Below are 25,765 nucleotides of genomic sequence, written 5' to 3'. Positions count from 1 at the left end.
GCAGCGCGGGGGCGGTGCTATTTGTCAACGTCGACATAGGTGCAGGCCCAGAACACCCGCGCCTCCTCGGCATCAAGCGCGCGCAGCCCGTGCCGGATCGTGCTGTCAAAATAGGCGCAATCGCCGGGTTCCAGCACGACGGGCTGGTAATGCTCGACCACCAGCTCGATCCGGCCAGAAAGCACATAAAGCGTTTCCTCGCCGGTATGGGCCTCCAGCTCCTCGGGCCTGAGCGGGCCGCGCTGCTCCACCCTGGTCACAAGCGGGATGATCTTCTTTTCCGCGAGCGCGTTGCAAAGCACCTCATATTCGAAGTTCTTGGAGCGCACCTTGCGCCCCTGCCCCGCCTTTGTCACCGTCATCCGCGTTGTCTGCACCGCCTCATGGTCGGCCGAAAACAGCCGCTCCATGCCGATGTCATAGGCGCGCGCGATCCGCACGAGGTTCTCATAGCTCGGCGACACGCGCCCGTTCTCGATCTTGTGGATCGTCGAAAGCGCGAGCCCGGTGCGTTGCGCCGCCGCCTCAAGCGTGAGTCCGCAGGCCTGCCGCACCGCCTTCATCCGGCTGCCCAGATCCGAGCGCAATTGCAGCCGCTCCGCCTCCCAGCCCTCGGCGCTTGACGCGGGCTCGGCCTCATCGCGGGAAGATTTTTCCGTTTGCGTCATATTTTTCTTTTCTTACCATTTGTGATCGTTTAAGCACATTTCCATGGCCGTTGCAACACTCGCAAGCGCGCTGGAGCAAAGAGAGTCCCAAACGCGGATGCGGGCGGATGCCGCTGGGTCAGCGGTGCGACCGTTTTCGACCGAACGAGGTTCATCATGGCACAGGTCATCGTTCCCGCCAGCGTTGAAGGGCCGGTTCTGGTTTGCACCGAGGGTCTGAGCGTCTGGGGCGGGGTTGATCCCGAGACCGGCGTGATCATCGACGCGCTGCACCCGCAACACGGCGCCTCGCTCGCCGGGCATGTGGTGATGATGCCGACAAGCCGGGGCTCGTGCACCGGCAGCGGCGTGCTGCTGGGGCTCGCCTTTGCAGGCACTGCGCCGCGCGCGCTGATCTTTCGCGAGGGCGAAGACATTCTCACCCTCGGCGCGCTCGTGGCCGGGCGGCTCTTTGATCATCCGATCGCCGTGGTGCGCCTTTCGGCGGCGGAATATGACGCGCTCGCGCAGGAGCGCCACGCCGCGATCACCCAAACGCATCTGCACGCCGGTGCGCTCACCCTCCCGCTCGCGCCGGTCTCCGAAACGCTGGAGCTGAGCGCCGAAGACACGGCCTTTCTGGCGGGCGCGCAGGGCCCGGCAGCGCAGCTCGCGATGGAGATCATCACCACGATGGCGCGCGCGCAGGGCGCGCCCCGGCTCATGGATGTGGCGCGCGTGCATATTGATGGCTGCATCTATGCAAGCCCCGCCTTTCTGACCTTTGCCCGCGCCATGGCGGATCGCGGCGGGCGGGTGCGCGTGCCCACGACGATGAACGCAATCTCGGTCGATCATGCGAACTGGCGCGCTCAGGGCGTGGCGGAGCGCTTTGGCGCGAGCGCCGCAGCCCTTGCCGATGCCTATGTCGAGATGGGCGCCGAGCCAAGCTTCACCTGCGCGCCCTATCTGCTCGCAAACCGCCCCGCACAGGGCGAAGACATCGCCTGGGCCGAGAGCAATGCGGTGATCTATGCCAACAGCGTGCTGGGCGCGCGCACCGTGAAACACGCCGATTTCATGGATCTGTGCATCGCGCTCACCGGCCGCACGGCGCAGGCGGGGGTTTACCTCTCCGCGCAGCGCGCGCCGCGCCGGATTGTGGATGTGGTGATGCCCGCAGGCGCGGACGATGCCTTCTGGCCGATGCTCGGCTGGCTTTTGGGGCAAGCCGCGCCGGACCGCATTCCGCTTTTGCGCGGGCTTGAGGCCAGCACCCCCTCCGAGGATGACCTCAAGGCGCTTTGCGCGGCCTTTGGCACCACCTCGGCGGCGCCGATGCTGCATATCGCGGGCCACACGCCCGAGGCCGATATGCCCCCCGCCCCCGGCGCCGATCAGGTGACGATCACACAAGCGGATTTTGCCCGGCTCTGGGGCATCTTCAATCGCGGCGCCGGCAAGGTCGATCTGATCGCGCTTGGCAGCCCACATTTCTCGGGGGGCGAATGCGCCGCCTTTGCGCAGCTTGTTGAGGGCGCAACGCCTGCCCCCGGTCTGAGCACCCTCATCACGCTGGGGCGCGCCACGCTCTCCGAGATCTCGCAAAACGGCGTGCGGGCCACGCTGGAGGCTGCCGGGGTGCGGATCATCCCGGATCTGTGCTGGTGCTCGATCTCCGAGCCGGTGTTTCCGCCGCAAACGAAAGTCTTGATGACCAATTCGGGCAAATACGCCCATTACGCGCCGGGGCTGAGCCAGCGCGCGGTGCGCTTTGGCAGCCTTGCCGATTGCGCGCGCACCTTGCGCACCGGCCTTGCCCCCGCCGCGCCCCCCAAATGGATCACGGCCTGAGCGCCCCCACGAACAACCAACGGAGCCCCCACGATGAACAAAGATGTTTTCCTCGGCACGATCCCCGCGCTGCTGACCCCCTGCACCCCCGACCGCCGCCCCGATTTTGACGCGCTGGTGGCGAAGGGGCAGGAGCTGATGGCGGCGGGGATGTCGGGCGTCGTTTATTGCGGATCCTGCGGAGAATGGCCGCTTTTGACCGACGCAGAGCGGATGGAGGGCGTGGAGCGGCTCACCAAGGCGGGCGTGCCCGTGGTGGTTGGCACCGGCGCGGTGAGCCCGAAATCGGCGGTGGCCCATGCCGCCCATGCGCAAAAGATCGGCGCGGCGGGGCTGATGGTGATCCCGCGGCTGTTGTCCCGTTCGCTCTCGGTGCCCGCGCAACGCAACCACTTCAAGGCGATCCTCGAAGCGGCGCCCGATGTGCCCGCGATCATCTACAACAGCCCCTATTACGGCTATTCGACCAAGGCCGATCTGTTCTTCGCGCTGCGCGCCGAACACAAGAACCTCATCGGTTTCAAGGAATTCGGGGGCCGGGCCGATCTGAGCTATGCCGCCGAGCACATCACCTCGCAAGATGACGAGGTGATCTTGATGGTCGGCGTCGATACCGAGGTCTACCACGGTTTCGTCAAATGCGGGGCCGTTGGCACGATCACCGGCATCGGCTCGATCTTCCCGAAAGAGTCGCTCCTGCAAGTCGCACTGTCGAAACGTGCCGCCGCGGGCTGCCCGGAGGCGGACCTGCGCGCGCGCGAACTGGCCGAGGCTTTCTCGGTGCTGGCAAAATTCGACGAAGGCGTCGATCTCGTGCTCTACTTCAAGCATCTGATGGTGCTGAAGGGCGAGACCCAATATGCAATCAACCTCAACGAAACCGATGCGCTCTCGCCCTCGCAAGCCAAGTTCTGCGAGGCGCAATTCCACCAGTTCAACCGCTGGTTTGCGAACTGGTCGAAACAGGGCGGGGTGATCGCTGAATGCATGTGATCGACAGCCACACCGGCGGCGAGCCGACGCGGGTGATCCTCGATGGCGGGCCGGACCTTGGCACCGGGCCGCTTTCGGAACGCGCGGCCGCCCTCGCCACCGACCACCGCGATTTTTACCGCTCGGTGATCCTTGAGCCGCGCGGTCAGGCGGCGATGGTCTGCGCGCTGCTGGTGCCGCCGGTCGATCCGAGCTGCGTCACCGGCGTGATCTATTTCGACGCCGAGGCCGTGCTTGGCATGTGCGGGCACGGCACCATCGGGCTTGCGGTGACGCTTGTGCACATGGGCCGGATCGGGCTTGGCCAGCACCGCATCGAGACGCCGGTGGGCGTGGTGACGGTTGATGTGCGCGACCCGAACACCGTCACCGTGACCAATATCGAGAGCCGGCGCATTCACCGCGCCGTCTCGGTCGAGGTGGCGGGGCTTGGCACCGTGACGGGCGATATCGCCTATGGCGGCAATTGCTTCTTCCTGGTCGATCCGAGCCCGATCCCGGTCGAGCCCGGCAACATCAAGGCCCTGACCGAGGCGACCATCGCCGTGCGCACGGCACTTCATGAAGCCCGGCTTGGCGGCGAGAACGGGATGCCCGTCGATCACGTGATCTTCTATGGCCCCGCGCGCACGCCCGAAGGGCATTCGCGCAACTTCGTGCTCTGCCCCGACGATGCCTATGACCGCTCCCCCTGCGGCACCGGCAGCTCGGCCCGGCTCGCCTGCCTCGCCGCCGAGGGGCGTTTGCCCCAGGGCGAAGAGATCGTGCAGGAAAGCGTGATCGGCAGCTCCTATCGGCTCTCGTGGCAGCCCGGTGCGGGCGGCGGCGTGATCCCCTCGATCACCGGACAGGCGCATGTGATGGCCGAAAGCCAGCTCTTCTTCCTGCCGAATGACCCGTTCCGGCAGGGCATTCACCTCTGACCTCCTGCGCCCCCGGCACCCGCTGCCTCGGGGGCGCCTTTCCTCCAACCGCGCGAGCCTCGCCATGCCTCAGTCGACCCAACCGGATATCCTCGTCATCGGCGCCGGGATCATCGGCATCAGCACCGCCCTCGCCCTTCAGGCAGAGGGGCATCGGGTCTATATCCTTGACCGCAAGGGCGTGGCGGCAGAGGCCTCGCGCGGCAATGCCGGGGCCTTTGCCTTCACCGATGTCGAGCCGCTGGCCGCGCCCGGCATCATGCGCAAGGCGCCGAAATGGCTCCTCGATCCGCTCGGGCCCTTGTCGCTGCGCCCGGCCTATGCGCTCAAGATCCTGCCCTGGATGGTGCATTTCTGGCGCGCCACCGCCAAGGCCCGCTTTGCCGCCGCCATCGAGGCTCAGGCGGGGCTGATGGCGCTCTCGCGCGCCGCGCTGGAGCGCCAGATCGCGGCTGTCGACGGCGAGGCGCTGATGCGCCGCGAGGGCCAGCTTCAGCTTTATGAGGGCCGCGGAGAATTCGACGCCGCCGCCCCCGCCTGGGCGCTGCGGCGTGCCCATGGCATCGCCTTTGATCTGTTGCAAAGCCCCGAAGCGATTGCAGAAATTCAGCCCGGGCTGAGCCCGCGCTTTACCCATGCGGGCTTTACGCCGGATTGGATGAACACCGTCGATCCCGCACTCTGGACCGAACATCTGGCCGAGCGTTTCCGCGCGCAGGGCGGCACGATCGAGATTGCCGAGGTGACATCGGTGCGGCCCTTTGACGGCGGGGTCGAGGTGGTCACGCCCGCGGGGCTGCGCCGCGCCGGGCAGATCGTGGTTGCAGCCGGGGCCTGGTCGCACCGCATCGCGCGGATGCTGGGCGACAAGATCCCGCTTGAAACCGAGCGCGGCTACAACACCACCTTCCCGACCGCGAGCGTCGATCTGCGCACGCATGTGACATTCGCCAACCACGGCTTTGTGGTGAGCAAGATCGGGGGCGGGCTGCGCGTCGGCGGCGCGGTGGAACTGGGCGGGCTCGACCTCGCGCCGAATTACCGCCGGGCCGAAATTCTCGTGGAAAAGACCGCGGCCTTTTTGCCCGGCTTTGACCCGAAGGGGGGCGTGCAATGGATGGGGTTCCGCCCCTCGCTTCCCGACAGCCTGCCGGTGATCGCCCGTGCGCCGGGCTGCGAGCGGGTGATCTATGCCTTCGGGCATGGCCATCTGGGGCTGACGCAATCGGCGGGCACGGCGGAACTGGTCGCGGCGCTGGCCGCGCATCGCGCGCCGCCGATCCCGCTTGCGCCCTTCGATCCGCGCCGCTTCTGACGCGCCGCTTCTGACGCGGGCCGGGGCGCGTGCCCCAGGCTCAGGGCGCGCTCCGCCCCGGTTCGGAGGGGGGCGCGGCCAGCTTGCCCGGCACAATCTCGGGGCGGCCAAACAGATAGCCCTGCAGATAGGTGACGCGCATCGCCCGCAGCAGATCGGCCTGCGCCTCCGTCTCCACCCCTTCGGCAACGGTGGCAATGCCGAATTTCTCGGCAATGCTGACGCTGCCTTCGATGATCGCCACCGCCTGCGGGTCCATCCGCCGCACGAAGGACTGATCGATCTTGATCGCCTGAACCGGCATCTCATGGAGCCGCGAAAGCGACGAGAAGCCGGTGCCGAAATCGTCGATATGGATGTCGATGCCGAGATCCTGAAGCTGCCGCAGCACGCGGTGCGTCAGATCCAGATAGGTATCGGCAAAGATCGTCTCCGTCACCTCGACGACAATGGCGCTGGGCGGGATGCCGTGGCGCGCCGCCGCCGCGCGCAGGGTCTCCACATAGCCCGGCGCAATCAACTGCCGGATCGAGGCATTGAGCGCGATGCGGCAGCCCGCCCCCTGCCCGCCCCATTGCGCAAAGCGGCGCAGCGCGGCCTCCATCGCAAAGGCCCCAAGCTCGACGATCAACCCCGCCTCCTCGGCCATCGGAATGAACTCCTCCGGCGAGATCCGGCCCAGAACCGGGTTGTTCCAGCGCAGCAAAACCTCATAGCACTCCGGCTCGCGCCGCACCGCATCGACGATGGGCTGAAACACGACGGAAAGCTCACCATTGCTCACCGCCCCCTTGAGCGCCTGCACAAGGATCGCCTGCCGTTCCTGCCGGGCGGCAAAGGCCTCGGAAAAGACCACGGTGGCGCCCCGGCCCCGGCCCTTGGCCTCGCTTGCCGCGAGATCGGCAAACCGGATCGCCGCGCTCACAGCCGCAGCCTCAAACGCGCTCACGGCAACACCGGCGCTCAGAGATACATGGATTTCGCGCCCGTTGACGCAGATCTTCTCGCTGATCGCCGCGCGCAGCCGGTCTGCAAGCGCCGCCCCTTCGGCAATGGCCTCGCCCGCTTCGGCGGGGGCAATCGCCACGAATTCATCGCCGCCCCACCGGCACAGCGCCGCGCCCTCCGGCAGGGCCGCGGCAAGGCGGCTTGCAACCTCGGTGAGCACGCAATCGCCCACCGCATGGCCAAGCCCGTCATTGATCTGCTTGAAACGGTCGAGATCGAGAAAGATCGTGGTGCAGACCCGGCCCGGCCGGGTCTGGCCATCCACCCATTCGACAATCCCCGCACGGTTGAAAAGCTGGGTCAGGCAATCGTGCTCGGCCGCGAATTTGAGATCTGCGGTGCGCAGCGCAACGCGGCCCTCAAGGGTGGCATTCAACTCTCTCAGCGCGCTCTGTTTCGCTTTCAGATTGGTGACAAGATCATCATTGCGAAACCGCAGGTCGAGCGATTGCACAAGGATCGTGTGGTTGTTGCGGTGCACGAACAGCATCACCACCAGAAACACCACCGCCAGCGCGGCCAGAACGGAATCGCCATTGCCGTCAAGGGCAAGTTGCGCCGCGCCCTGCACCAGCATCAGCGCAATATAGACCCGCCCGATCCACAGCTGCGCGGCCAGAATGCCGGTGGCGCCCGCCGCCAGCGCCGAAAGCACGATCAACGCGGTGTAGCGCACCCGATCATCGCCCGAGGCAAGGGCCAGTGTGGTCATCCCCGTCCAGAGCAACGCGCCAAGCATCAGCCCCGTGGCATAGCGCCTCCGCAACGTGCGAAACCGCTCGGCCGACGCCAGCAACGGATCGTCGCAACCGACCCCGGGGCCGCAACTGAAGGCAAACCGCGCCGCCGAGAGCAGGACCATTGCCCCCCCCCAGAGCGTCGCAGGCCAGACGCTGGCCGAGGCCTTGGCCAGCAGCACCGCCATCGCCACCCCGGCCACAAGATTGACGCCGATATTTGCGAAATTGTTGCGGTAAGCGGTCTGAAGGAGCCAGCGGTCGATCTTGTCGGGGGGCGACCCGGCTGCACTGGCCTGCACTCTGGGCGGCACATTGGCCTCCCGCTCGGAAGGGCCCAGAACTGCTGTCATACTCACACCACCATCGCTTCGCGGCGCCCGCGCGCCCGCCCGCTCACCCCCGGCATCGGCCCGAAGAGCGCGATCCTCTCGGCCATCCACCCTATGAAGCAGGCGTTAAAAAACTATGCGCAACGGCTGTTTTCCGGCTTCGGGAGCGGCTTCGATGGCGGATTTCCGAACGCGCGGAGACCCGTGCCACCTTTGAGCGCATGTCACGCGAGCGCGGGATGCGCTCGCGGTTCTGGCAGCGGGGTTTGCGGCGCCTGTGGGCCGGGTTAGGCTGTGCCTTCCGTGCTTCGCGACCGCCCTGCCGGGGCGCACCGAATGCCGCACGGGGCCCGCCATGCGGGCCCCTTCGTTGCAAAGGGTCTGACCCCGCCGCGCCATTGGCGCTCAGGCGATCTTGCGCTCTGCCGGGGCGTGCTCTTCCCACCCGCTGAATTGCGCAATCAGCTTGCTCAGATCGGCCACGGCTGCCGCCAGAGAGCTGGTCGCCGCGGTCGTCTCTTCAAACATCGCGGCGTTTTCCTGCGTGGCATTGTCCAGTTGGCTGAGCGCGCGGGTCACTTCCGAAATGCCCTGCTCCTGCTCGCCCGCGCTCCCCGCGATCTCGCTCACCCGCCCGGAAATATCAGAAACGGCGCTCGAAATCGTCTCAAGCGCGGTGCCGCAATCGCGCACGAGGCTCACCCCCTCGCGCACCTGCGCCCCGCTGTCGGCGATCAAGGTGCCAATCTGGCCCGCCGATTCCGCGGCCCGCTGCGCCAGCGCGCGCACCTCCGAGGCCACGACCGCAAAGCCGCGCCCCGCATCGCCCGCCCGCGCGGCCTCTACCCCCGCGTTCAGCGCCAGAAGGTTGGTCTGGAAGGCGATATCGTCAATCACCGTGACGATGCGGCTGATCGCTTCTGACGAGGCCTCGATCCGCTGCATCGCCTCGACCGCGGCGCGCATCGTTTCCTGCGAGCGGTCGGCACGGTCGCAGGCATCATGGGCGAGCGTGCGCACACTGTTGATCCCGGAGTTGGTCTGCCCCACCGCGGTCAGCATCTCATGCATCGCCGAGGAGGTCTCGTCGAGCGCCGCGGCCGAGGTCTCGGTGCGGCGCGACAGGTTCTGGGCCGCATTGGCGATCTCGTCGCTGTCGGTGCTGATCGAGCGCGCGGCCACCGAGATTTCGCGCACCATCTGGCGCAGGCTCTTGGCGGCGTCGTTGAAATCCATCCGCAGCGCCTTGTAGGAAACGCCGAAGAACTCGTCGATGGTGACATCGAGCCGACCATCGGCAAGCGCGCGCAACGAGGCGCTGAGCGCTTTCACCACCTGTTGCAGCGCCGCATCGGCGCTGGCGCGCTCGGCATCGATCTCGGCACGCTGCGCATCCTCGGCGGCGCGTTGCGCCGCTTCGGCTGTGCGCGCGCGCTCCTGCTCAACGCGGTCGCGCTCTGCCGCCTCGACCAGCAATGCGCGCTCGCGCTGCGCCGCGGCCTCGCGCTCTGCCGCAAGGCGCGCATCGGTCTCGCGCGCCTCAATCAGCGCAAGGCGGAACCGCTCCAGCCCGCGCGCCATCCGCCCGACCTCGTCCGCGCGCGCGCGGTCGGGCACCTCATGATCAAAGCGCCCCCGCCCCACCTCGTCCATCGCAACGGTGAGGCGCGTGAGCGGCTGGCTGATCGAGCGCGAAATCCGCATTGCGAGCAGCGCGGCCAGAACAATCATCAGCGCAGTCGTCGCCGCAAAGGCGAAGCGCAGATGCCACAGCGGCGCGAGCATTTCGGCCGCGCTCTCGCTTGTCAAAAGCGCCCAGCGCGCACCGAGGAAACTGAACGGTCGGTAATCGACGTAGCGGTCTCCGAACCCGTCCTTCAGTCGCATCACCCCGGTTTGCCCGGCGAGCGCCGCCTTGAGCGCGGCATTGTCCTCCCGGGTTTGCAAGATGTCATCAACCGGCGTCTTCAACATGTCGGAGCGCAAGAACCCGTCCGCCCCCACCAGATAGGCGGATTTGGTGTCGCTGCCATCGGCAACGCTCTGCAAAGCGGCATTCATCGCGCCGACCGGCAACTGGATTGCCATCACGCCAAGCCGTTTGCCATCTGCATCCAGCACCGGGGCGGCAATGAACGCGGCGGGCGCATCGGCGCTCGGCGCATAGGGGGCAAAATCACGGAAAGACGCCCCCCCGGCGGGCTGCGCCATCGCCTCGCGGAACACCGCGGCCAAACCAGTCTCTTTCCACTCGCCCGTCAACAGATTGGTGGCGAAATCGCGTTCCTTGAACACGGTGTAGACCACGCTGCCCGAGGGCGCGATCAGGAAAATGTCATAGTATCCGTGTTCTGCGAGGCGTTTGGCCAGCCCCGGATGCAGATCGGCATGAAGCGCATCATAGGCGCTGCCATCCTCCGCCGAGACCATCAGGTTCTTTTCGCCCAGCGGGTTCGGATTGGTGTCGATATAGGTATTCTGAAGCGTCTTGCGCGGATCGGGCAGCGCGTCATAGGCGCCGGACATCGCCACGAGCGCGCGCTGGATCGCGCGATCTTGCGCCATCGCGACAAGCTCGGCCCGCGTGCCATTGAGCAAAAGGTCGAGCGCCTGCTCCGGCCCGCGGCCGAGCGTGTCGAGCGTATCCTCGGCGCTTTCGATCAAGGCATTGCGGGTGATGAAATAAGCTGGCACCGCGGTGCAGAGCCCGGCAACCAATGCGATGAGGGTCATCAACAACGGCAGCCGCCGAGACAGATCCAGCGCATTCATTCTCGAAAACATGAGGGAACCTCGGAACAGATCACTAACGACAGGTCGCAACAGTAGCCTGTCGGAATTAATAATCACCAAAGGCGCTCATTGGCGCCGGGATCGGGCCAGATGAAAACGCCCCCCGCAAGCGGAGGGCGCTCTGGTTTGCGTGCCCGGCACGGCTCAGGTCTTGAAGATGCGGTAGATCGCCGGGATCACCAGCACCGTGAGCAGGGTCGAGCTGAGAAGCCCGAACAGGAGCGAAATGGCCAGCCCCTGAAAGATCGGGTCGGCAAGGATCACCGCCGCGCCGATCATCGCCGCAATCGCCGTGAGCAGGATCGGCTTGAACCGGATCGCCCCCGCCTCGATCAGGATTTCAATCTCGGATTTGCCCGTCCGGTCGGCATGGCGGATAAAATCGACCAGCAGGATCGAGTTGCGCACGATGATGCCCGCCAGCGCGATGAAGCCGATCATCGAGGTGGCAGAGAACGGCGCGGAGAACATCATGTGCCCGAGCATGATGCCAAGGAAGGTCAGCGGCACCGGCGTCAGCACCACGAGCGGCAGCCGGAACGAGCCAAATTGCGCCACCACGAGAATGTAGATGCCCACCAGCGCAATGCCGAACGCCCCGCCCATGTCGCGGAAGGTGACCCAGGTCACTTCCCATTCGCCATCCCACAACAGCGTGACATGGCTCTCATCCTCGGGCTGGCCATGCAGGCTGATCTCGGGCTTGGTGCCCTCGGCCCAGTCCATCGCATCGAGCGCATCGCCCACCGCGAGCATGCCGTAAAGCGGCGCCTCGAAACTGCCGGCAAGTTCGGCCGTGACCATCTCCGCCTCGCGCCCGTTGTGGCGAAAGATCGGAAAGGAGGCTTTTTCCGCGCGCACCTGCACCACGTCGCCCAGTTCCACCACCCCGCGCGCGCCGGGCAGAACATCGGCCGGGATCGGGGTCGAGAGCGTCGCCTCGTCCATCACCTTCGCGCCCTTGGCGCGTTCCATCACGATGGGCAGCGGCGGGCGCTCGTTGCCGCGGTGCGAATAGCCCACCGTGGTCGCGCCATTGAGCAGCCCCAGCGTGTCAAAGACATCGCTTTCCTGCACCTGATAAAATTCGAGATTGTCCGGGTCGACCGTGGCGCGCAGCCGCCGCGCCTCGACCCCGAAGGAATTGTCGACATCGACGATGAACGGCACCGAACGGAAGGCCTGTTCGATCTTGCGCGCCGACTCGCGCCGGGTCTCGGCATCGGGGCCATAGACCTCGGCCAGAAGCGTCGCGATGACGGGCGGCCCGGGCGGCGGCTCCACGGTCATCAGCCGCGTGCCCTCGGGCAGCTTGAGCGCCGTCACCCGCTCGCGGATCTCGAGCGCGATCTCGTGGCTGGTGCGGTCGCGCCCGTCCTTGCCATGCAGGTTGATCTGCACATCGCCCTGCCACGGGTATTCGCGCAGATAGTAATGCCGCACCAGCCCGTTGAAGTTGAAGGGCGCGGCGGTGCCCGCATGGGTCTGCACCGAGATCACCTCGGGCATCTGCGTGACCTCTGCGGCAATCTGCTGGGCGACGGCATCGGTCGCCTCGACCGAAGAGCCCTCGGGCAGGTCGATCACCACGGAAAGCTCGGATTTGTTGTCAAACGGCAGGAGCTTGACCGTGACATCCTTGGTGTAAAGAAGGCCCAGAGAGCCGAAGGAGAGCACCACCGTGGCGAGCAGGAAGAGCCCGGAGCGCCCCTTGCTGGCAAGGATTGGCCGCGCCACGCGGGTGTAAAGCGCGCCCAGCTTGCCGCCATGGGCATGATGCGCGTGACCATCGCCCCCGCCATGCGCCGACATGTCGGCCCGCCCGGCAATCTTCACCATCAGCCATGGCGTGATCATCACCGCAACGAAGAACGAAAAGATCATCGCCGCCGAAGCGACCGAAGGAATGGGCGACATATAGGGCCCCATCAGCCCCGAGACGGCAAGCATCGGCAAAAGCGCCGCGACCACAGTGAGGGTGGCGACGATGGTGGGGTTGCCCACCTCCGCCACCGCCTCGATGGCCTTTTGCACCCGGCTTCCGGGCGTTTTCATCGCCCAGTGCCGCGCGATATTCTCGATCACCACGATCGCATCGTCGACCAGAATCCCGATCGAGAAAATCAGCGCAAAAAGGCTCACCCGGTTCAGCGTGAAGCCCATTGCATTGGCGGCAAAGAGCGTGAGCAGGATCGTCACCGGAATGACGATGGCCACAACGATGCTTTCACGCCAGCCGATGGCAAAGAACACGAGCGCGATGATCGAGATCGTCGCAAGGCCGAGGTGGAAGAGAAGCTCGTTTGCCTTCTCGTTCGCGGTCTCGCCATAATCGCGCGTCACCTGCACCTCGACGCTTTCGGGGATCAGCGTCCCCTCCAGCTCATGCACCCGCTCCAGGATCGCCTCGCCCACCACAACGGCATTGGCCCCGGCGCGCTTGGCAATCGCGAGCGTCACGGCAGGGGAGCGGTGGAGCGCCGCCCCCTCGCGCGTGACAGTGGCCACGATATGCTCCGAGGTATCGCCCACATAGGCGACATCGGCCACATCGGCCACATAAACCGGGCGGCCATCGCGCGCGGTGAGCAAAAGCCCCGCGATCTCGGCGGGCGCGACCAGCGTTTTGCCGGCAACAAGGTCGATCTGCTCGCCGCCGTCGCGCAGCCGCCCGGTGTTGAACGCGCGGTTCGCCTGTTCGACCTTTTGCGAGAGCTGCTGCAGCGTGATCCCGTAAAGCGCGAGCTTTTCCGGGTCGGGCGAGATGCGGATCGCCTCGGTCGCCTCGCCGACGATATAGGTCAGCCCGACGTTCTCGATCTTCGTCACCTCGGTCTGCAATTCGCGGGTGATGCGGGTCAGGTCATTGGCGCCGATCTCGCTGCCGGGCTTGCCCGAAAGCGTGAGCGAGACAATTGCCACATCGTCGATGCCGCGGCCCACGATGATCGGCTCGTCGATGCCGGTGGGGATGCGGTCCGCATTGGCGCGCACCTTTTCATGCACGCGCAAGATCGCGGCATCCGACGAGGTGCCGACGATGAAGCGTGCCATCACAAGGGCATAATCGTCCATGGTGCGGGAATAGACATGCTCGACCTCGTTGATCGAGGTGACGATGGTTTCCATCGGCTCGGTGACGAGCTTCATCGCATCTTCCGCCTTCAGGCCGGGGGCCTGAATGTGGATATCGACCATCGGCACGGAAATCTGCGGCTCTTCCTCGCGCGGCAGGTTGACGAGCGCCACAAGCCCCACGGCGAGCGCCGCAAGGATGAAAAGCGGCGTCAGCGCCGAGCCGATGAAGCTTTTCGTCAGGCGGCCCGCAATGCCGAGCTTTGCCTCATGCAGATCGGCTGTTTCCTCCCCGGAGCGGGTTTCACTCGACATGTGCCACCACCTCTTCGCCGCCGGTCAGACCGGACAGGATCTCGACCATCGGCTTGCCCTCGATCACCTCGACCGGCCCCGGCACCACCGCGCGCTCCACCGTGCCGCCCGGCCCGGAGACATTGACGAAATCGAGCCCGGAGCGGGTGCGCACCATCTCCGCCGGGATCAGCACCGCCTCGCGCATCGCGAGCGGCAGCTTCACAAGCACCCGCGCGCCCACAAATTCGGAATTGAGATCCGCCACTTCGACATCGGCCTCGACACGGCCACCGGCGATCAGCGGATAGATTTTCGCAAGCCGGCCCTCGACCGAGCGCCCGGCGGTGTCGATGGCGATCGGCGCATCCTGCTGCAGCGCCCCGGCAAAACGTTCGGGCACCGAGAGCCGCAGGTAAAAGCCGCCGCCCGCGACCGTCGCCACGCTCTCGCCCGCCATCACCACAGCCCCCTTGGCCACCGGCACCTCAAGCACGCGCCCGGCCACCGGCGCCAGAACCACGCCCTCGCTCGCCTGTTGCTCGGTCACTTGCCGGGATGCCTTTTGCGCGGCGAGCTGTTGGCCCACGACCTCGGCCTGCGTGCGCAGGGTATCAAGCTGCTGCACCGTGATCACGCCGCGCGTGCGCAGCTCCTCACCGCGGGTCAGCTCGCGCGCGGCATTCGCCATCTGGCTCTCGAGCGCGGCGATCTGTGCATCGAGCGCATCCAGCTGAAAGGCGATCTTGGCATCGACCACGCGGCCAAGCTCCTGCCCCGCCGTGACCATATCCCCCTCGGAGACGCTCAACTCAACCAAAGTGCCACCAAGGCGCGCCCGCGCCGGGATCTGGTCTTTTGCCTCGATCTGGCCGTAGACAGTTTTCCAGTCAGTGACCATCGTCGGCACCACCCGGTAGCCGCTTTCGGCCAGCGCGAGCTGCGGCAAAAGCCCCGCCAGCGCCACCAACGTCACGACAAAGAGTTTCATGGCGTCATCCCTTCCCTGTGCGGCCTCACCAGAGGACTGATATTCCGGTCTTTGAATATTTGAAGCTCTTAACGCATTATACGTCTGATCCGCAAGCCCCCCCAAGGGCTTCGGTCACGGTTTCAGCCCTGCCGTGGCGCCCGCACCGCGGGCCGGGGCTTTTCTGGCCCGGCATTTATGCTAAACGCATCGCAGCAGCTTCGGAGGCTTTCATGCACGACATCCGCGCCATTCGCGAAAATCCCGCCCAGTTCGATGCCGATCTCGCCCGTCGGGGGCTCGCGCCGCTTTCGTCCGAGGTGCTCGCGCTCGACGAACGCCGCCGCGGCGCGATTCTTGCCGCCGAGACGGCGCAAGCCGCACAGAATGCCGCCGCCAAAGAGGTGGGGGCCGCCAAGGCCAAGGGCGACGAGGCCGAATTCGAGCGGCTGCGCGCGCTCGTGGCGGAAAAGAAATCCGAAGTGGCCGCACTTCAGGCCGAGGCCGCAACCCTTGATGGGGAGCTGCGCGACAAGCTTCTGACGATCCCGAACAGCCCGCTTGCCGAAGTGCCCGAGGGCGAAGACGAGGCGGGCAACGTCGAGATGCACCGCTGGGGCACGCCCAAAACCTTCGCCTTTGCGCCCAAGGAGCATTACCAGCTCTCGGGCGTGGGCGGCGCGATGGATTTTGAGACTGCGGCCAAGCTTTCGGGGGCGCGGTTTGTGGTGCTGAAATCCGGCGTTGCCCGCGTGCACCGCGCGCTGGCGCAATTCATGCTCGATCTGCATGTGACCGAACACGATCTGCAAGAAACGATCACCCCGGTACTGGTGCGCGCCGAGGCCATGCTTGGCACCGGGCAACTGCCGAAATTCGCCGAGGACAGCTATGAGACGACCAATGGCTGGTGGCTCATTCCGACCTCGGAGGTGACGCTGACGAATACGGTCGCGGGCGAGGTCTGGGATGAGGCCGCGCTGCCCTGCCGGATGACCGCGCATACCAACTGCTTCCGCTCCGAGGCGGGTTCGGCGGGCAAGGACACCTCCGGGATGCTGCGCCAGCACCAGTTTGAAAAGGTGGAGATGGTAACGATCTGCCACCCGGATGAAGCGATCGCCGAGCATGAGCGGATGACGAAATGCGCCGAGGCGGTGCTTGAGCGGCTCGGCCTGCCCTATCGGCGGATCGTGCTGTGCACCGGCGACATGGGCTTTGGCGCGCAAAAAACCTATGATCTGGAGGTGTGGCTGCCGGGCCAGAACACCTACCGCGAAATCTCCTCGGTCTCGACCTGCGGCCAGTTTCAGGCGCGGCGGATGAACGGGCGGTTCAAGCCCGCGGCGGGCGGCAAGCCCGATTTTGTCGCCACGCTGAACGGCTCGGGGCTTGCGGTCGGGCGCTGCCTGATCGCGGTTTTGGAAAATGGCCAGGAGGCGGATGGCTCTGTCACCCTGCCGGCGGCGCTCCACCCCTATCTTGGCGGCAAGACGCGCCTTGTCGAGGGCAAGCTGGTCTGACCCCGAATTTCGCCATCTCATCCGAGGCGAGCCAAAACCAAAGGGCGGGCCATGGCCCGCCCTTGTCGTTGCAGATGCGTTCCCGCTCAGGCTGCGCGCGCGGCGCGCTCCTTGTCGCCACCGACCTGAAACTGCCCCATCAGTTGCCCCAGCCCCTGCGCCTGCTCATTGAGCGCCATGCAGGCCGCCGCCGTCTCTTCGAACCCGGCCGCATTATGCTGCTGCGCCCGGTCAAGCTGCCCCATCGCCGTATTGATCTCGGCAATCCCGGAGGCCTGCTCATCCGCCGCCGAGGCAATCTCGCGGACATGGCCCGAAATCTGGTCGATCGACTTCACGATCGCCTCAAGTGCCTCCCCGGCCCGGCCCACAAGCGTCACACCATTGCTCACCTGCGCCTCGGAATCGGAGATCAGCACATTGATCTCGCGCGCCGCTTCCGAAGCCCGCTGGGCGAGCGCGCGCACTTCGGAGGCGACCACGGCAAACCCGCGCCCGGCCTCGCCTGCCCGTGCCGCCTCCACCCCGGCGTTGAGCGCCAGAAGGTTGGTCTGAAAGGCGATATCGTCGATCACCGAGGTGATGCGCGAGATCTGCGCGGAGGAATCCTGAATCGCGCCCATCGCCGCCACGGTCTCATCCACCACCCGGCTTGAATTCTGCGCCTCGTCGGTGGCCGAGCGCATCGCGCCATCAACACGTCGCGCATTTTGCGCCGCCGCCTGCACCGAGGCGGTCAGCTCGTTCAGCGCGGTCGCGGTTTCCGCGAGCGTCGCCGCGGAGGATTCGGTCTGGCTCGACAGATTCGAGGTGGCCCCCGTAATCTCCTGCACACCCGCCACGATGCTCACGGTGGCCGCGCCAATCGAGCCGATCAGCTCCGAGAGCCGGATCACGGTCTCGTTGAAATCCTGGCGAAGCTGGTCATAGCCTTCCGGGAAACGGTCCTCGATCGCGACATCGAGCCGGCCCGCCGCAAGACCGCGCAGCCCGGTGGCGAGCGTTTCGACCACCGCGCCCTGCTCGGCCTCATGCGCGGCCCGCACGGCCTCTTCGTTTGCGCGTTGCGCCTCGGCCTCGGCACGCTGACGGATCTCGCGCGCGGCATCCTCGGCCTGCCGCGCCTCGCGCTCGGCCCGCATCGCCTCTTCCTGCTGGGTGCGCCGCTCGCGCGCCGCCTCGGCCTCGGCCTGAAGCCGCTTTTGCTCGGCTTCGAGCTTGCGTCGCTCGATCAGCCGCTCGCGCAGCTCCTGCACCGCCCGCGCCATCGCCCCGATCTCGTCGCGCCGCGCCGCGCCCGTCACCGAGGCATCGTATTGGCCCTTGGCCAAGCCATCGACCGTCGAGAGCATCGCCGCCAGAGGCCGGCGCACCATCAGCGTCGAGGCAATGAAGTTCGAGCCCACCGCCATCAGCAGAATCAACAGCCCGCCCAGCGAGGTGGTGAGCACGTCATGGCGCACCGGCGCGGCGAAAACCTCTCCGGGCACGTCAAAAATCACCGCCCAGGTCGCGTTGGTGCCACGCGCAAGGAACGGATAAACGATCCGCCGCGCGCCCCCTTCAAGCCCAGTGATCACGCGCATCTGGCCATCGGCGAGCGCTGCCTGCACCAGATTGGCGCCCGCCTCCTCATAGGGCTTCGTCAACAGCTCCGGGTCGGGGTTTGCCACCCATTTGCCACCGTTGTCGACCAGCGTCATCCGGCTGCCCTCGAAGGGTTTCAGCGCGCCAAGCATCTCTGTCATCGCCTTGAGCGTGATGTCCACGCCCACCAGGCCAACCACCTTGCCCTCGACCCGCACCGGGACCGAAACCGAGGTGATCATGTAGCCCTCGTTGGCCACATAGGGCTCGGTCAACAGGCTCTGGCCGCTCGTCAACGGCCCCTTGAACCAGCTTTGCGCCTCGTCGATGTTGAAGGTCGAGAAATCGAGCCCGCCGCCATCGGCTTTGGTCCAGTAGGGCGTGAAAACCCCGGCCGCGTTGCGCCCGGTCTCGCCGGTCAGATAGCGGTCGGTGGTGCCGTCGGGCAAGCCCGACATCCAGGCCGAAAAGAGCGTGTCATAATGCCCGGGCACGGTCTCGAGCGTGGCGATGAGCGTATCGGTCGAAACCGGCCCCTTCGCCATCATCCCCTCGAGCATCCCCGCGAGCGCCGCCCCGGCCGATGTGGCCTCGGTGAGCTGCTGGGAAATCTCGCTCGACGCATTGCGCGCCTGCGTGCTCGCCAGCTCGATAACCTGTTCGTTGACACGCACAGACGTGCGCCAGCCGTTATAGGCCGTGTAACTGAGCAAGATCACGGCAATCGCCGCGCCCGTGACAAGCACCAGCTTGCCAGAGACGGTACGGAAAGGATTGTGCACGGTCGACCTCTTCGCAAAGAACTTTGCGCGCACCGTCTCGCAGAAATAAAAACATCCCGTAAATTTCGGCTCCGCTCGGTCGGCATCTGTCGTTGTGCGACCCTGGGTCGCGCTCGTGATCACGGCGCAAGGTTTTGTTCAGTATAAGATTTTATGCGGCGCTGCGCGCGAGGGGCTCGTGTGGCTGCAGCGGCACGAACCGCGCCGACGCGCGGAACCCCTGTGCTTGCCCGGGGATCGGCGAGGCAAGATCAAGCCCGCCGCCGGCACGTTCTGCAATGGCCCTCGCGATCGCAAGGCCAAGCCCCGCGCCCTCCGCCTGCGTCGCCGCCGCGCGCTCGAACCGCGCCGTGATCCGCGCCAGATCGGGCGCCTGAAGCGCCGGGCAGGCATTCTCGACCACGAGCCGGCCCGCTGGCGCGAGCCGCACCAGAACCGGCGCGCCGGGGGTGCCATGACGCAGGGCATTGACGATCAGATTGCGCGCGAGAATGCCAAAGAGATCGGGATCGAGATCAGACATCACCGGCGCTTCGGGCAGATCGAGCCGCACGGGGGCGCCGCCCGCAAGCCGCGCCGCATCCTCCGCCACAAGCTGCAACACGGGGGCCAGATCGCTTTGCACCTTGCGGCGCACCGGCCCGCCTTCGGCCCGCGCAAGGCTCATCAGCCCCTCGGAAAGCCGGGTCAGGCGTTTCAGCACCGTCTCGATCTCGCCCGCGCGCGCGGCAATCCCCGGTTCCGTGGTCTCGGTGCGCAGCCGCTGCACCTGCGCAATCGCCCCCGCCAGCGGCGTGCGCAACTCATGCGCGGCATTGGCGGCAAAGCTGCGTTCGGCCTCGAACGCCGCCGCAAGCCGGGCCAGCAAGCGGTTGATCGTCTCTGCCAAGGGCAGCGCCTCGGCGGGAAGGCCCTCCAGCGGCACCGGCGTCAAATCGGCGCCGGTGCGCCGCGCGAGGGAGACCCGGAACCGGCGCAGCGGCGCAAAGCCAAGCCGCATCAGCGCCGCAATCCCCGCAAGCGTGAAGGGCAAGAGCACGGCGAGCGGCGCGAACAGCCCGACCCGCAATTCCTGCCGCAGCGCACGGCGATGGGTGACAGGCTCCGCCACAGCGATTGTGACCGCCCCGCGCAGTGCGGCATCCTCATAGATCCGCAACCCCCGTGCGGTGCGAAAGCCCGGCCCCTCGTAGGGCGGAAAATCGGTCTCGCTTGCGCCATGGGAGAGCATCAGCACCTCCCCGCCCGCGGCACGCACGATATAGATCATCGGCTGTTCGCCGCTGTCATCGCGCAAAAGCGGCAGGATCTGGGCGCCGGTCTCGCCCTCTTCGCGGCCAAGCACCTCGGTCACCGCCAGCGGCAAGATCCGCTCTGCCGTGGCCTCGATCTCGGCGTCGAAAACGGCATCCACCCGCGTCAGCAGCCGATGCGCTGTGAACGCCGCCCCGGCTGCCCAGAAAGTCACCACAAGCGCGCCCAGCGCCCAGGCAAGCCGGGTTTGCAGCGACCAGCCCCTCATGGCTTGCGCAGCCGGTAGCCAAGGCCGCGTTCGGTCTCGATCAGCCCCGGGCCCAGCTTCTTGCGCAACCGGCTCACCAGCACTTCAAGCGTGTTCGAGCCGATCTCGTCATCGAAGGAATAGAGCCGTTCCTCAAGGGCCGCTTTCGGGAAGATCTGGCCCGGGCGGCTCAGCAGCGCCTCCAAAAGCGCCCATTCCCGCGCCGTGAGCGCAATCGCCTGCCCGCCCCGCGTGAGCCCGCGCCCCGCCAGATCCACCTCAAGATCGCCCAGCCGGATCAAGGGGTTGGGGTTGCCCGCATAGCGCCGCGCCACCGCCCCCACCCGCGCGGAAAGCTCGCTCAGATCAAAGGGCTTCACCAGATAATCATCCGCCCCGGCATTGAGCCCCTCGATCCGGTCCGAAATCTGGTCAAGCGCGGTGAGGATGATCACCGGCGTCACCGCCCCCCCGGCGCGCAGATGCTTGAGAAAGGGAATGCCGCGCCCGTCGGGCAGCATCAGATCGAGCGCGATCAGGTCGTGATGCGCCACCGCCATCGCCTCGGCGGCAGCATCGAGCCGGGTCACCCAGTCGACGGAATGGCCATCCGCCGCGAGCTGATCGCGCACGGCGGCGCCCAGAACGGCGTCGTCTTCGACGATGAGGATGCGCATCCCTACCTCCCGATTGCTCTCACCCTATCGCGCCCCAAGCTGACAGCAAGCTGAACGAGAAATTTTGTCCGGGTCAGGTTGATGTCAGATTCGTCCGCCACACCCTCCTCATCCTGATCGGAGGACACCATGACAAAACTGCTTCCCTTGCCGCTCCTGCTGGCCGCCCTTGTCGCGGCAACACCGGCAAGCGCGCATGAGATGGCGCGTTGCAATGTGCCGATGGCCGACTGGCAACCGCGCGAGGCGGTGCAGGCGGCGCTTGAGGGCGCGGGGCTGAGCGTGGTGCGGATCAAGATCGACGATGGCTGTTACGAGGTCGATGCCGTCGACACGACCGGCCAGCGGCTCTGGATGCGGCTCGACCCGGGCTCGCTTGCGGTGCTGCGCCAAGGCATTCCGCATCGCCGCCACGGTGGCGGAGATGACGACGACGACGATCAGAAATCGGGCGGGCGGAGGAAACACGCCAGCCCCGACTGAGACGGGCGCCCCCGCGCCCTGACCGGCGCGCAGCGGCTTTCCTTGGTCGGACCGCTGCGCGCCTCCCCTGTTTTCGGGTTTTCCCTGCCGCTTCCGGCGGGCGGAAGCCTGTTGCCTGACCCTCTGACCCTGAAAGGACATGCGATGAAATCCGCTCTCCCCCTTTTCGCCCTTGCGGCACTGGCCACAACGAGCATTTTCGGCGCGCTTTCCGCCGCCCCGATCAATGCGACGGTTTCTGCCATCCCTGCAGCCCGCACCGCGCCGGTGGTCTCCGCCCCCGCGGCCGAGACCGCCTCCCAGACTTCTGCCAACCTGCTCTTTGCCAGCCGTCCGATTGCCGCGCCGGTGGCCGCCGCGGACACGGCGACGGACACCGCAACGGCGCCAATGCGGCTGGCCGATGGCCACGGCCATGGCGGCTGGTTCTTTGGCATGTTCGGCGATGACGATGATGACGACGATCATCGTGGCGGTCGCCATGGCCATCACGGCGACCACGATGGCCGCAACTGCCCGCCCGGTGCCGCAAACTGCGCCCAAAGCCCCGCCGCCGCGGGCACGACCACGGCCCCCACGAATGGGCTCTTTACCCCCGGCACCAAGCCGCAAGTGCAATCGAACTGAGAGGCCTTTGACATGAAACCGTTTTCTGCACCGCTCGCGCTCACCACCGCGCTCGTGCCCGCCATGGCGGCGGCCACCCCCGTCACCTTCACCACCCAGATGACGAATTACGGCGGCGACGGCGCCTATCTCGCCTATTACGTCACCGATGCCTCGGGCGCCTATCTGGGCAGCCTCTGGATGGCCGGTGGCAAGGCGAAATACTACCAGCACCTGAGCGGCTGGTACGCGGCCACGGGCGGCACGACCGCGCAGGTCGATGGCATCACCGGCGCCTCGGTCGGCGCCGGGCGGAACCTGACGATCACCCTCGATCTGCAGGATACGCTTTTTGACGCGGGCTATGTGCTCCATGTCGACAGCTCGGTCGAGAAGATGTCGGACCAGCCCAATGACGTGGTGATCCCGCTCACCTCGGCCAATCTTGGCCAGAAGATGCCCGGCAAACGCTACGTGCAAAGCGTGACGGTGTCCAAGTAACCCCCTGATCTGGAGGGCAGATCCGTGTTGCGATTTTTTCACCGCTGGCCCGGGCTTCTCGCCCTTGCGCTTGTGCTCCTGCTCGCCGTCACCGGCGCGGCGCTCTCGCTTTACCCGATGGCGGAGCGGCTCGCCGGGCCGCAGGCGGAGGGCAGCCTCTCGGTGGCCGATCTCGCAACGCGCGTCGCCACGGCCCATCCGGGGCTCGAACAGATCCGCCGCGCGCCCTCGGGGCGCGTGGTGGCCTGGTGGTTCGAGGGCGGCACCCCCGGCGCCGCGGTCATCGACCCGGCGACGGGGGCCGAGATCGGCAGCCCCGATCCGGCCTTTGGCCTGAGGGTTCTGACCGATCTGCACCGCAAGCTGTTGCTGGGCGACGGCGGGCGGATCACGGCAGCGGCAGGCGCGGCCCTGATGCTCTTTCTCTCCGTCTCCGGCGCAGTCCTCGTGGCGCGCCGCATGGGCGGCTGGCGGCGCTGGTTTGCGCGCGCCCGCGGCCCGTTTGCAAGCCGCCTGCATACCGAGCTTGCGCGCTTTGCCATTGGCGGGCTCGTGCTCTCCTCGGTCACCGGGCTCTGGATGACCGCCTCGGTGTTCTCGCTGATCCCGGATGCGGTCCGCGAGCCCGCGCCGGCAAGCGCGCTTCCCGGCCTTGCCCCCCTGCCCCTCGCCAAGATCCCGCTTTTTGCCGAAACCCCGGCCAGCGCCTTGAAAGAGCTTTCGTTTCCCTCCTCCGACCTGCCGGGAGACAGCTTCAAACTCACCACCGATGGCGGCGCCGCGCGGATCGACCCCGGCACCGGGCAGATGCTCTCCTTCACCACGCCGGGCTTTTTTGAGCGCGTGACCGAGGTGATGGTGATGCTGCACACCGGGCAGGGTGCCGAAACGCTTGGCCTGATCCTCGGGCTGATGGCCTTGGCGGTGCCGGTGCTGGGCTGGACGGGCTTCACCCAATGGCGCGGCGCGCGGGCCTTTGGCACCCGCATCAAGGCCAATGTCGCCCCGACGAAAGCGCAAACCGTGATCCTGGTCGCCTCGGAGGGCGGCACGACCTGGGGCTTTGCGCGCACGCTCCACAAAGGCCTCACCGCCGCGGGGCGCGCCGTTCACACCGGCGCGCTGGCGCGGTTCGACCCCGCGCGCTTCCCCCATGCGGAGCGCTTCGTGATCCTTGCCGCCACCTATGGCGCGGGCGAGGCCCCCACCGCAGCCCGCGGCGTCGCCGAACGGATCGCGCGGTTGAAACAGGCCCCCTCCGCCCCCCTCGCCGTGCTCGGCTTTGGCGACAGCGCCTTCCCTGCCTTTTGCGGCTATGCCGAAACGCTCACCGCCGCCGCGCGCACCGCAGGCTGGGCAGAGTTGATGCCGATGGCGCGCGTGGACCGGCAATCGGCGCAGGATTTCACCCGCTGGTCGCGCGATTTTGGCGCGGCAATCGGGGTGCCGCTCGATCTCACCCACCTGCCCGAACGCCCCCGCACCGAGGCGCTCACGCTTCTGGCGCGGCGCGACTACGGCGCCGAGGTGCAGGCACCAACCGCGATCCTGCGCTTCGCGCTCCCGCACTCCTCGCTGCTGCACCGCCTTGCGAGAACAGGGTTTTCGCGCTTCGAGGCGGGGGATCTGATCGGCGTGCTGCCGCGCGGCTCCGAGGTGCCCCGGTTCTACTCGCTCGCCTCCTCGGCGCGTGACGGATTTCTGGAAATCTGCGTGCGTCGCCATCCGGGCGGGCTGTGCTCGGGCCAACTCACCGGCCTCGCCCCCGGCGACCGGATTGATGGCTTTTTGCGCCCCAACCCGGCCTTCCGCCCGCAACCGGGCCGCAAACCCGTGATCCTGATCGGCGCGGGCACCGGCATCGGGCCACTCGCGGGCTTCATTCGCGCCAACCGCCGCCACCGGCCGATGCATCTTTATTTTGGCGCGCGCAGCCCGCAAAGCGATCTGCTTTACGGCGAAGACTGCGCAGTTTGGCAACAATCGGGCCAACTCACCCGCCTCACCACCGCCTTCTCGCGCAGCGCCCCGCGCCGCTATGTGCAAGATGCGCTGCGCGCCGATGCCGCAGCGCTGGCAAAGCTGATCAAGGGCGGCGCGCAGATCATGGTTTGCGGCGGGCGCGACATGGCAGAGGCGGTGCGCGCGGCGCTGAGCGAGGTTGCCGCGCATGTGGGCGAGAGCCCGGCCAGCCTGAAGGAAAAGGGGCGTTATGTCGAAGATGTCTACTGATCTCACCCGTCAGGTGCTCAGCGGCCCCACCATGGGCACGCGCTGGTCCGTGGTGCTCTTCGCGCCTGCGGGCACCGATCTTGCGCCCCTTCAGGCCGGGTTTCAGGCCGCCGTCGACGAGGTTGACCGGCAAATGTCGACCTGGACCCCGGACAGCGATCTGATGCGGTTCAACCGCGCCCCGGTCGGGGTCTGGCATCCCGTGCCGGCTGCGCTGATGGAAGTGCTGGAGGCCGCTTTGGAAATTGGTCGCGCCTCAAAAGGCGCCTTCGAGATCGGCATGGGCGATGCGGTGCGGGCCTGGGGCTTTGGCCCGGTGCCCGCCGATGAGGCCGCAATCCGCGCCGCGCGCACCAGGCTGCGCCGCCCGAGCTATGAGGTGATCGAGCTTGCCCCGGGCCGCAATTGCGCGCGCAAATCCGCCGAGATCACGCTTGATCTGTGTGGCATCGCCAAGGGCTACGGGGTGGACCGGCTGATCCGGGTTGCCCGGACGCAGGGCATCGCCCATGCGCTCGCGGCGATTGATGGCGAGTTGGCCGCGCGCGGCGCCCAGCCCGACGGGCGCGGCTGGACGGTGGCGCTGGAGCGGCCCGAAATTGGCACCCGCGCCCTTCATTCCATGTTCGAAATCAAGGACATCGCGCTTGCCACCTCGGGCGATTATCGCCATTTCGTCACCGTTGGTGACCGCCATCTTGCGCATACGATGGACCCGGCCACGGGCGCGCCTTTGCTCAAGAGCCCGGCCTCTGTCACCGTGCTCGCCCCCACCTGCATGCGCGCCGATGCGATTGCAAGCGCGGTGATGGTGCTGGGCGCCGCCCGCGGCAAGGCGCTCGCCGCGCGCCTTGGTGCAGAGGTGGTGGCGCTGGAGGAGCGGGTCGCCGCAGCCGGGCTTTAAGCTTTTGCTCACCGCTTCGCGCGAAACC

Annotated in this window: 18 protein-coding genes; 10 read left to right on the top strand and 8 right to left on the bottom strand. The window is 66.9% G+C overall.

What is annotated here, in order from left to right; genetic code table 11:
- Positions 1–17: 17 nt before the first annotated feature.
- Positions 18–668 (bottom strand): helix-turn-helix domain-containing protein, encoded by a 651-nt coding sequence (locus ACFSM0_RS12845; RefSeq protein WP_377390980.1) that lies wholly within the window; start codon positions 666–668, stop codon positions 18–20.
- Positions 669–824: 156 nt separating this feature from the next.
- On the opposite strand from ACFSM0_RS12845, the gene lhpI reads away from it, so the two are divergent.
- From lhpI to ACFSM0_RS12825, 4 genes are all read left to right on the top strand, one after another.
- Positions 825–2,501 carry a cis-3-hydroxy-L-proline dehydratase gene (gene lhpI, locus ACFSM0_RS12840; RefSeq protein ID WP_377390978.1) on the top strand — a complete coding sequence of 559 codons (1,677 nt, stop codon included), beginning with the start codon at positions 825–827 and terminating at the stop codon, positions 2,499–2,501.
- Between the two features lie 33 nt (positions 2,502–2,534).
- Entirely contained in the window at positions 2,535–3,494 is a 960-nt protein-coding gene (locus ACFSM0_RS12835) for a dihydrodipicolinate synthase family protein (RefSeq protein ID WP_377390976.1), read from the top strand.
- Positions 3,485–4,417 (top strand): 4-hydroxyproline epimerase, encoded by a 933-nt coding sequence (locus ACFSM0_RS12830; protein WP_377390974.1) that lies wholly within the window; start codon positions 3,485–3,487, stop codon positions 4,415–4,417. Before ACFSM0_RS12835 ends, ACFSM0_RS12830 begins: the two co-directional genes overlap by 10 nt.
- A gap of 64 nt (positions 4,418–4,481) precedes the next feature.
- Positions 4,482–5,732, top strand: coding sequence for an NAD(P)/FAD-dependent oxidoreductase (locus tag ACFSM0_RS12825; protein ID WP_377390972.1), 1,251 nt, complete (start codon positions 4,482–4,484; stop codon positions 5,730–5,732).
- 40 nt (positions 5,733–5,772) lie between these two features.
- Here the strand turns inward: ACFSM0_RS12825 and ACFSM0_RS12820 are convergent, their stop codons facing one another.
- The 4 genes from ACFSM0_RS12820 to ACFSM0_RS12805 all read right to left on the bottom strand — a co-directional run bounded on the left by ACFSM0_RS12820 (position 5,773) and on the right by ACFSM0_RS12805 (position 14,962).
- On the bottom strand, positions 5,773–7,830 hold the full coding sequence (locus ACFSM0_RS12820; RefSeq protein ID WP_377390970.1) for a putative bifunctional diguanylate cyclase/phosphodiesterase: 2,058 nt from the start codon (positions 7,828–7,830) through the stop codon (positions 5,773–5,775).
- A 384-nt stretch (positions 7,831–8,214) separates the two neighbouring features.
- On the bottom strand, positions 8,215–10,593 hold the full coding sequence (locus ACFSM0_RS12815; protein WP_377390968.1) for a methyl-accepting chemotaxis protein: 2,379 nt from the start codon (positions 10,591–10,593) through the stop codon (positions 8,215–8,217).
- Between the two features lie 153 nt (positions 10,594–10,746).
- A complete protein-coding gene (locus ACFSM0_RS12810; protein WP_377390966.1) occupies positions 10,747–13,992 on the bottom strand; it encodes an efflux RND transporter permease subunit in 3,246 nt (1,081 codons plus the stop codon).
- Entirely contained in the window at positions 13,982–14,962 is a 981-nt protein-coding gene (locus ACFSM0_RS12805; RefSeq protein WP_377390964.1) for an efflux RND transporter periplasmic adaptor subunit, read from the bottom strand. Before ACFSM0_RS12805 ends, ACFSM0_RS12810 begins: the two co-directional genes overlap by 11 nt.
- Before the next feature lie 212 nt (positions 14,963–15,174).
- On the opposite strand from ACFSM0_RS12805, the gene serS reads away from it, so the two are divergent.
- Positions 15,175–16,464: a serine--tRNA ligase gene (serS, locus tag ACFSM0_RS12800; protein WP_377390962.1), complete on the top strand. Its 1,290-nt coding sequence runs from the start codon at positions 15,175–15,177 to the stop codon at positions 16,462–16,464.
- A gap of 86 nt (positions 16,465–16,550) precedes the next feature.
- Here serS and ACFSM0_RS12795 read toward each other — a convergent pair whose 3' ends face one another.
- From ACFSM0_RS12795 to ACFSM0_RS12785, 3 genes are all read right to left on the bottom strand, one after another.
- Entirely contained in the window at positions 16,551–18,833 is a 2,283-nt protein-coding gene (locus ACFSM0_RS12795; protein ID WP_377390960.1) for a methyl-accepting chemotaxis protein, read from the bottom strand.
- 151 nt (positions 18,834–18,984) lie between these two features.
- Entirely contained in the window at positions 18,985–20,355 is a 1,371-nt protein-coding gene (locus ACFSM0_RS12790; RefSeq protein WP_377390958.1) for an ATP-binding protein, read from the bottom strand.
- Positions 20,352–21,011 carry a response regulator gene (locus ACFSM0_RS12785; RefSeq protein WP_377390956.1) on the bottom strand — a complete coding sequence of 220 codons (660 nt, stop codon included), beginning with the start codon at positions 21,009–21,011 and terminating at the stop codon, positions 20,352–20,354. The genes ACFSM0_RS12790 and ACFSM0_RS12785 overlap by 4 nt, the downstream gene beginning before the upstream one ends.
- A 129-nt stretch (positions 21,012–21,140) precedes the next feature.
- On the opposite strand from ACFSM0_RS12785, the gene ACFSM0_RS12780 reads away from it, so the two are divergent.
- From ACFSM0_RS12780 to ACFSM0_RS12760, 5 genes are all read left to right on the top strand, one after another.
- Positions 21,141–21,494, top strand: a complete 354-nt coding sequence (locus ACFSM0_RS12780; RefSeq protein WP_377390954.1) for a PepSY domain-containing protein — start codon at positions 21,141–21,143, stop codon at positions 21,492–21,494.
- Positions 21,495–21,638: 144 nt separating this feature from the next.
- Positions 21,639–22,121: a hypothetical protein gene (locus ACFSM0_RS12775; protein WP_377390952.1), complete on the top strand. Its 483-nt coding sequence runs from the start codon at positions 21,639–21,641 to the stop codon at positions 22,119–22,121.
- A 12-nt stretch (positions 22,122–22,133) separates the two neighbouring features.
- The gene (locus ACFSM0_RS12770) at positions 22,134–22,601 is read left to right on the top strand and encodes a DUF2271 domain-containing protein (protein WP_377390950.1); all 468 of its coding nucleotides are present in this window, start codon (positions 22,134–22,136) and stop codon (positions 22,599–22,601) included.
- Positions 22,602–22,625: 24 nt separating this feature from the next.
- Positions 22,626–24,833: a PepSY domain-containing protein gene (locus ACFSM0_RS12765; protein ID WP_377390948.1), complete on the top strand. Its 2,208-nt coding sequence runs from the start codon at positions 22,626–22,628 to the stop codon at positions 24,831–24,833.
- Entirely contained in the window at positions 24,814–25,737 is a 924-nt protein-coding gene (locus ACFSM0_RS12760) for an FAD:protein FMN transferase (RefSeq protein ID WP_377390946.1), read from the top strand. The genes ACFSM0_RS12765 and ACFSM0_RS12760 overlap by 20 nt, the downstream gene beginning before the upstream one ends.
- The last annotated feature ends 28 nt before the right edge of the window (positions 25,738–25,765 follow it).

Source organism: Rhodobacter lacus, assembly GCF_042683065.1.
Lineage (GTDB): Bacteria > Pseudomonadota > Alphaproteobacteria > Rhodobacterales > Rhodobacteraceae > Rhodobacter > Rhodobacter lacus.
This window is presented reverse-complemented; position numbering and strand designations above follow the sequence as displayed.

Coding starts and splice junctions, on each gene's coding strand:
- ACFSM0_RS12845 (WP_377390980.1), bottom strand. CDS start 668: ATGACGCAAACGGAAAAATCTTCCCGCGATGAGGCCGAGCCCGCGTCA.
- lhpI (WP_377390978.1), top strand. CDS start 825: ATGGCACAGGTCATCGTTCCCGCCAGCGTTGAAGGGCCGGTTCTGGTT.
- ACFSM0_RS12835 (WP_377390976.1), top strand. CDS start 2,535: ATGAACAAAGATGTTTTCCTCGGCACGATCCCCGCGCTGCTGACCCCC.
- ACFSM0_RS12830 (WP_377390974.1), top strand. CDS start 3,485: ATGCATGTGATCGACAGCCACACCGGCGGCGAGCCGACGCGGGTGATC.
- ACFSM0_RS12825 (WP_377390972.1), top strand. CDS start 4,482: ATGCCTCAGTCGACCCAACCGGATATCCTCGTCATCGGCGCCGGGATC.
- ACFSM0_RS12820 (WP_377390970.1), bottom strand. CDS start 7,830: ATGACAGCAGTTCTGGGCCCTTCCGAGCGGGAGGCCAATGTGCCGCCC.
- ACFSM0_RS12815 (WP_377390968.1), bottom strand. CDS start 10,593: ATGTTTTCGAGAATGAATGCGCTGGATCTGTCTCGGCGGCTGCCGTTG.
- ACFSM0_RS12810 (WP_377390966.1), bottom strand. CDS start 13,992: ATGTCGAGTGAAACCCGCTCCGGGGAGGAAACAGCCGATCTGCATGAG.
- ACFSM0_RS12805 (WP_377390964.1), bottom strand. CDS start 14,962: ATGAAACTCTTTGTCGTGACGTTGGTGGCGCTGGCGGGGCTTTTGCCG.
- serS (WP_377390962.1), top strand. CDS start 15,175: ATGCACGACATCCGCGCCATTCGCGAAAATCCCGCCCAGTTCGATGCC.
- ACFSM0_RS12790 (WP_377390958.1), bottom strand. CDS start 20,355: ATGAGGGGCTGGTCGCTGCAAACCCGGCTTGCCTGGGCGCTGGGCGCG.
- ACFSM0_RS12785 (WP_377390956.1), bottom strand. CDS start 21,011: ATGCGCATCCTCATCGTCGAAGACGACGCCGTTCTGGGCGCCGCCGTG.
- ACFSM0_RS12780 (WP_377390954.1), top strand. CDS start 21,141: ATGACAAAACTGCTTCCCTTGCCGCTCCTGCTGGCCGCCCTTGTCGCG.
- ACFSM0_RS12775 (WP_377390952.1), top strand. CDS start 21,639: ATGAAATCCGCTCTCCCCCTTTTCGCCCTTGCGGCACTGGCCACAACG.
- ACFSM0_RS12770 (WP_377390950.1), top strand. CDS start 22,134: ATGAAACCGTTTTCTGCACCGCTCGCGCTCACCACCGCGCTCGTGCCC.
- ACFSM0_RS12760 (WP_377390946.1), top strand. CDS start 24,814: ATGTCGAAGATGTCTACTGATCTCACCCGTCAGGTGCTCAGCGGCCCC.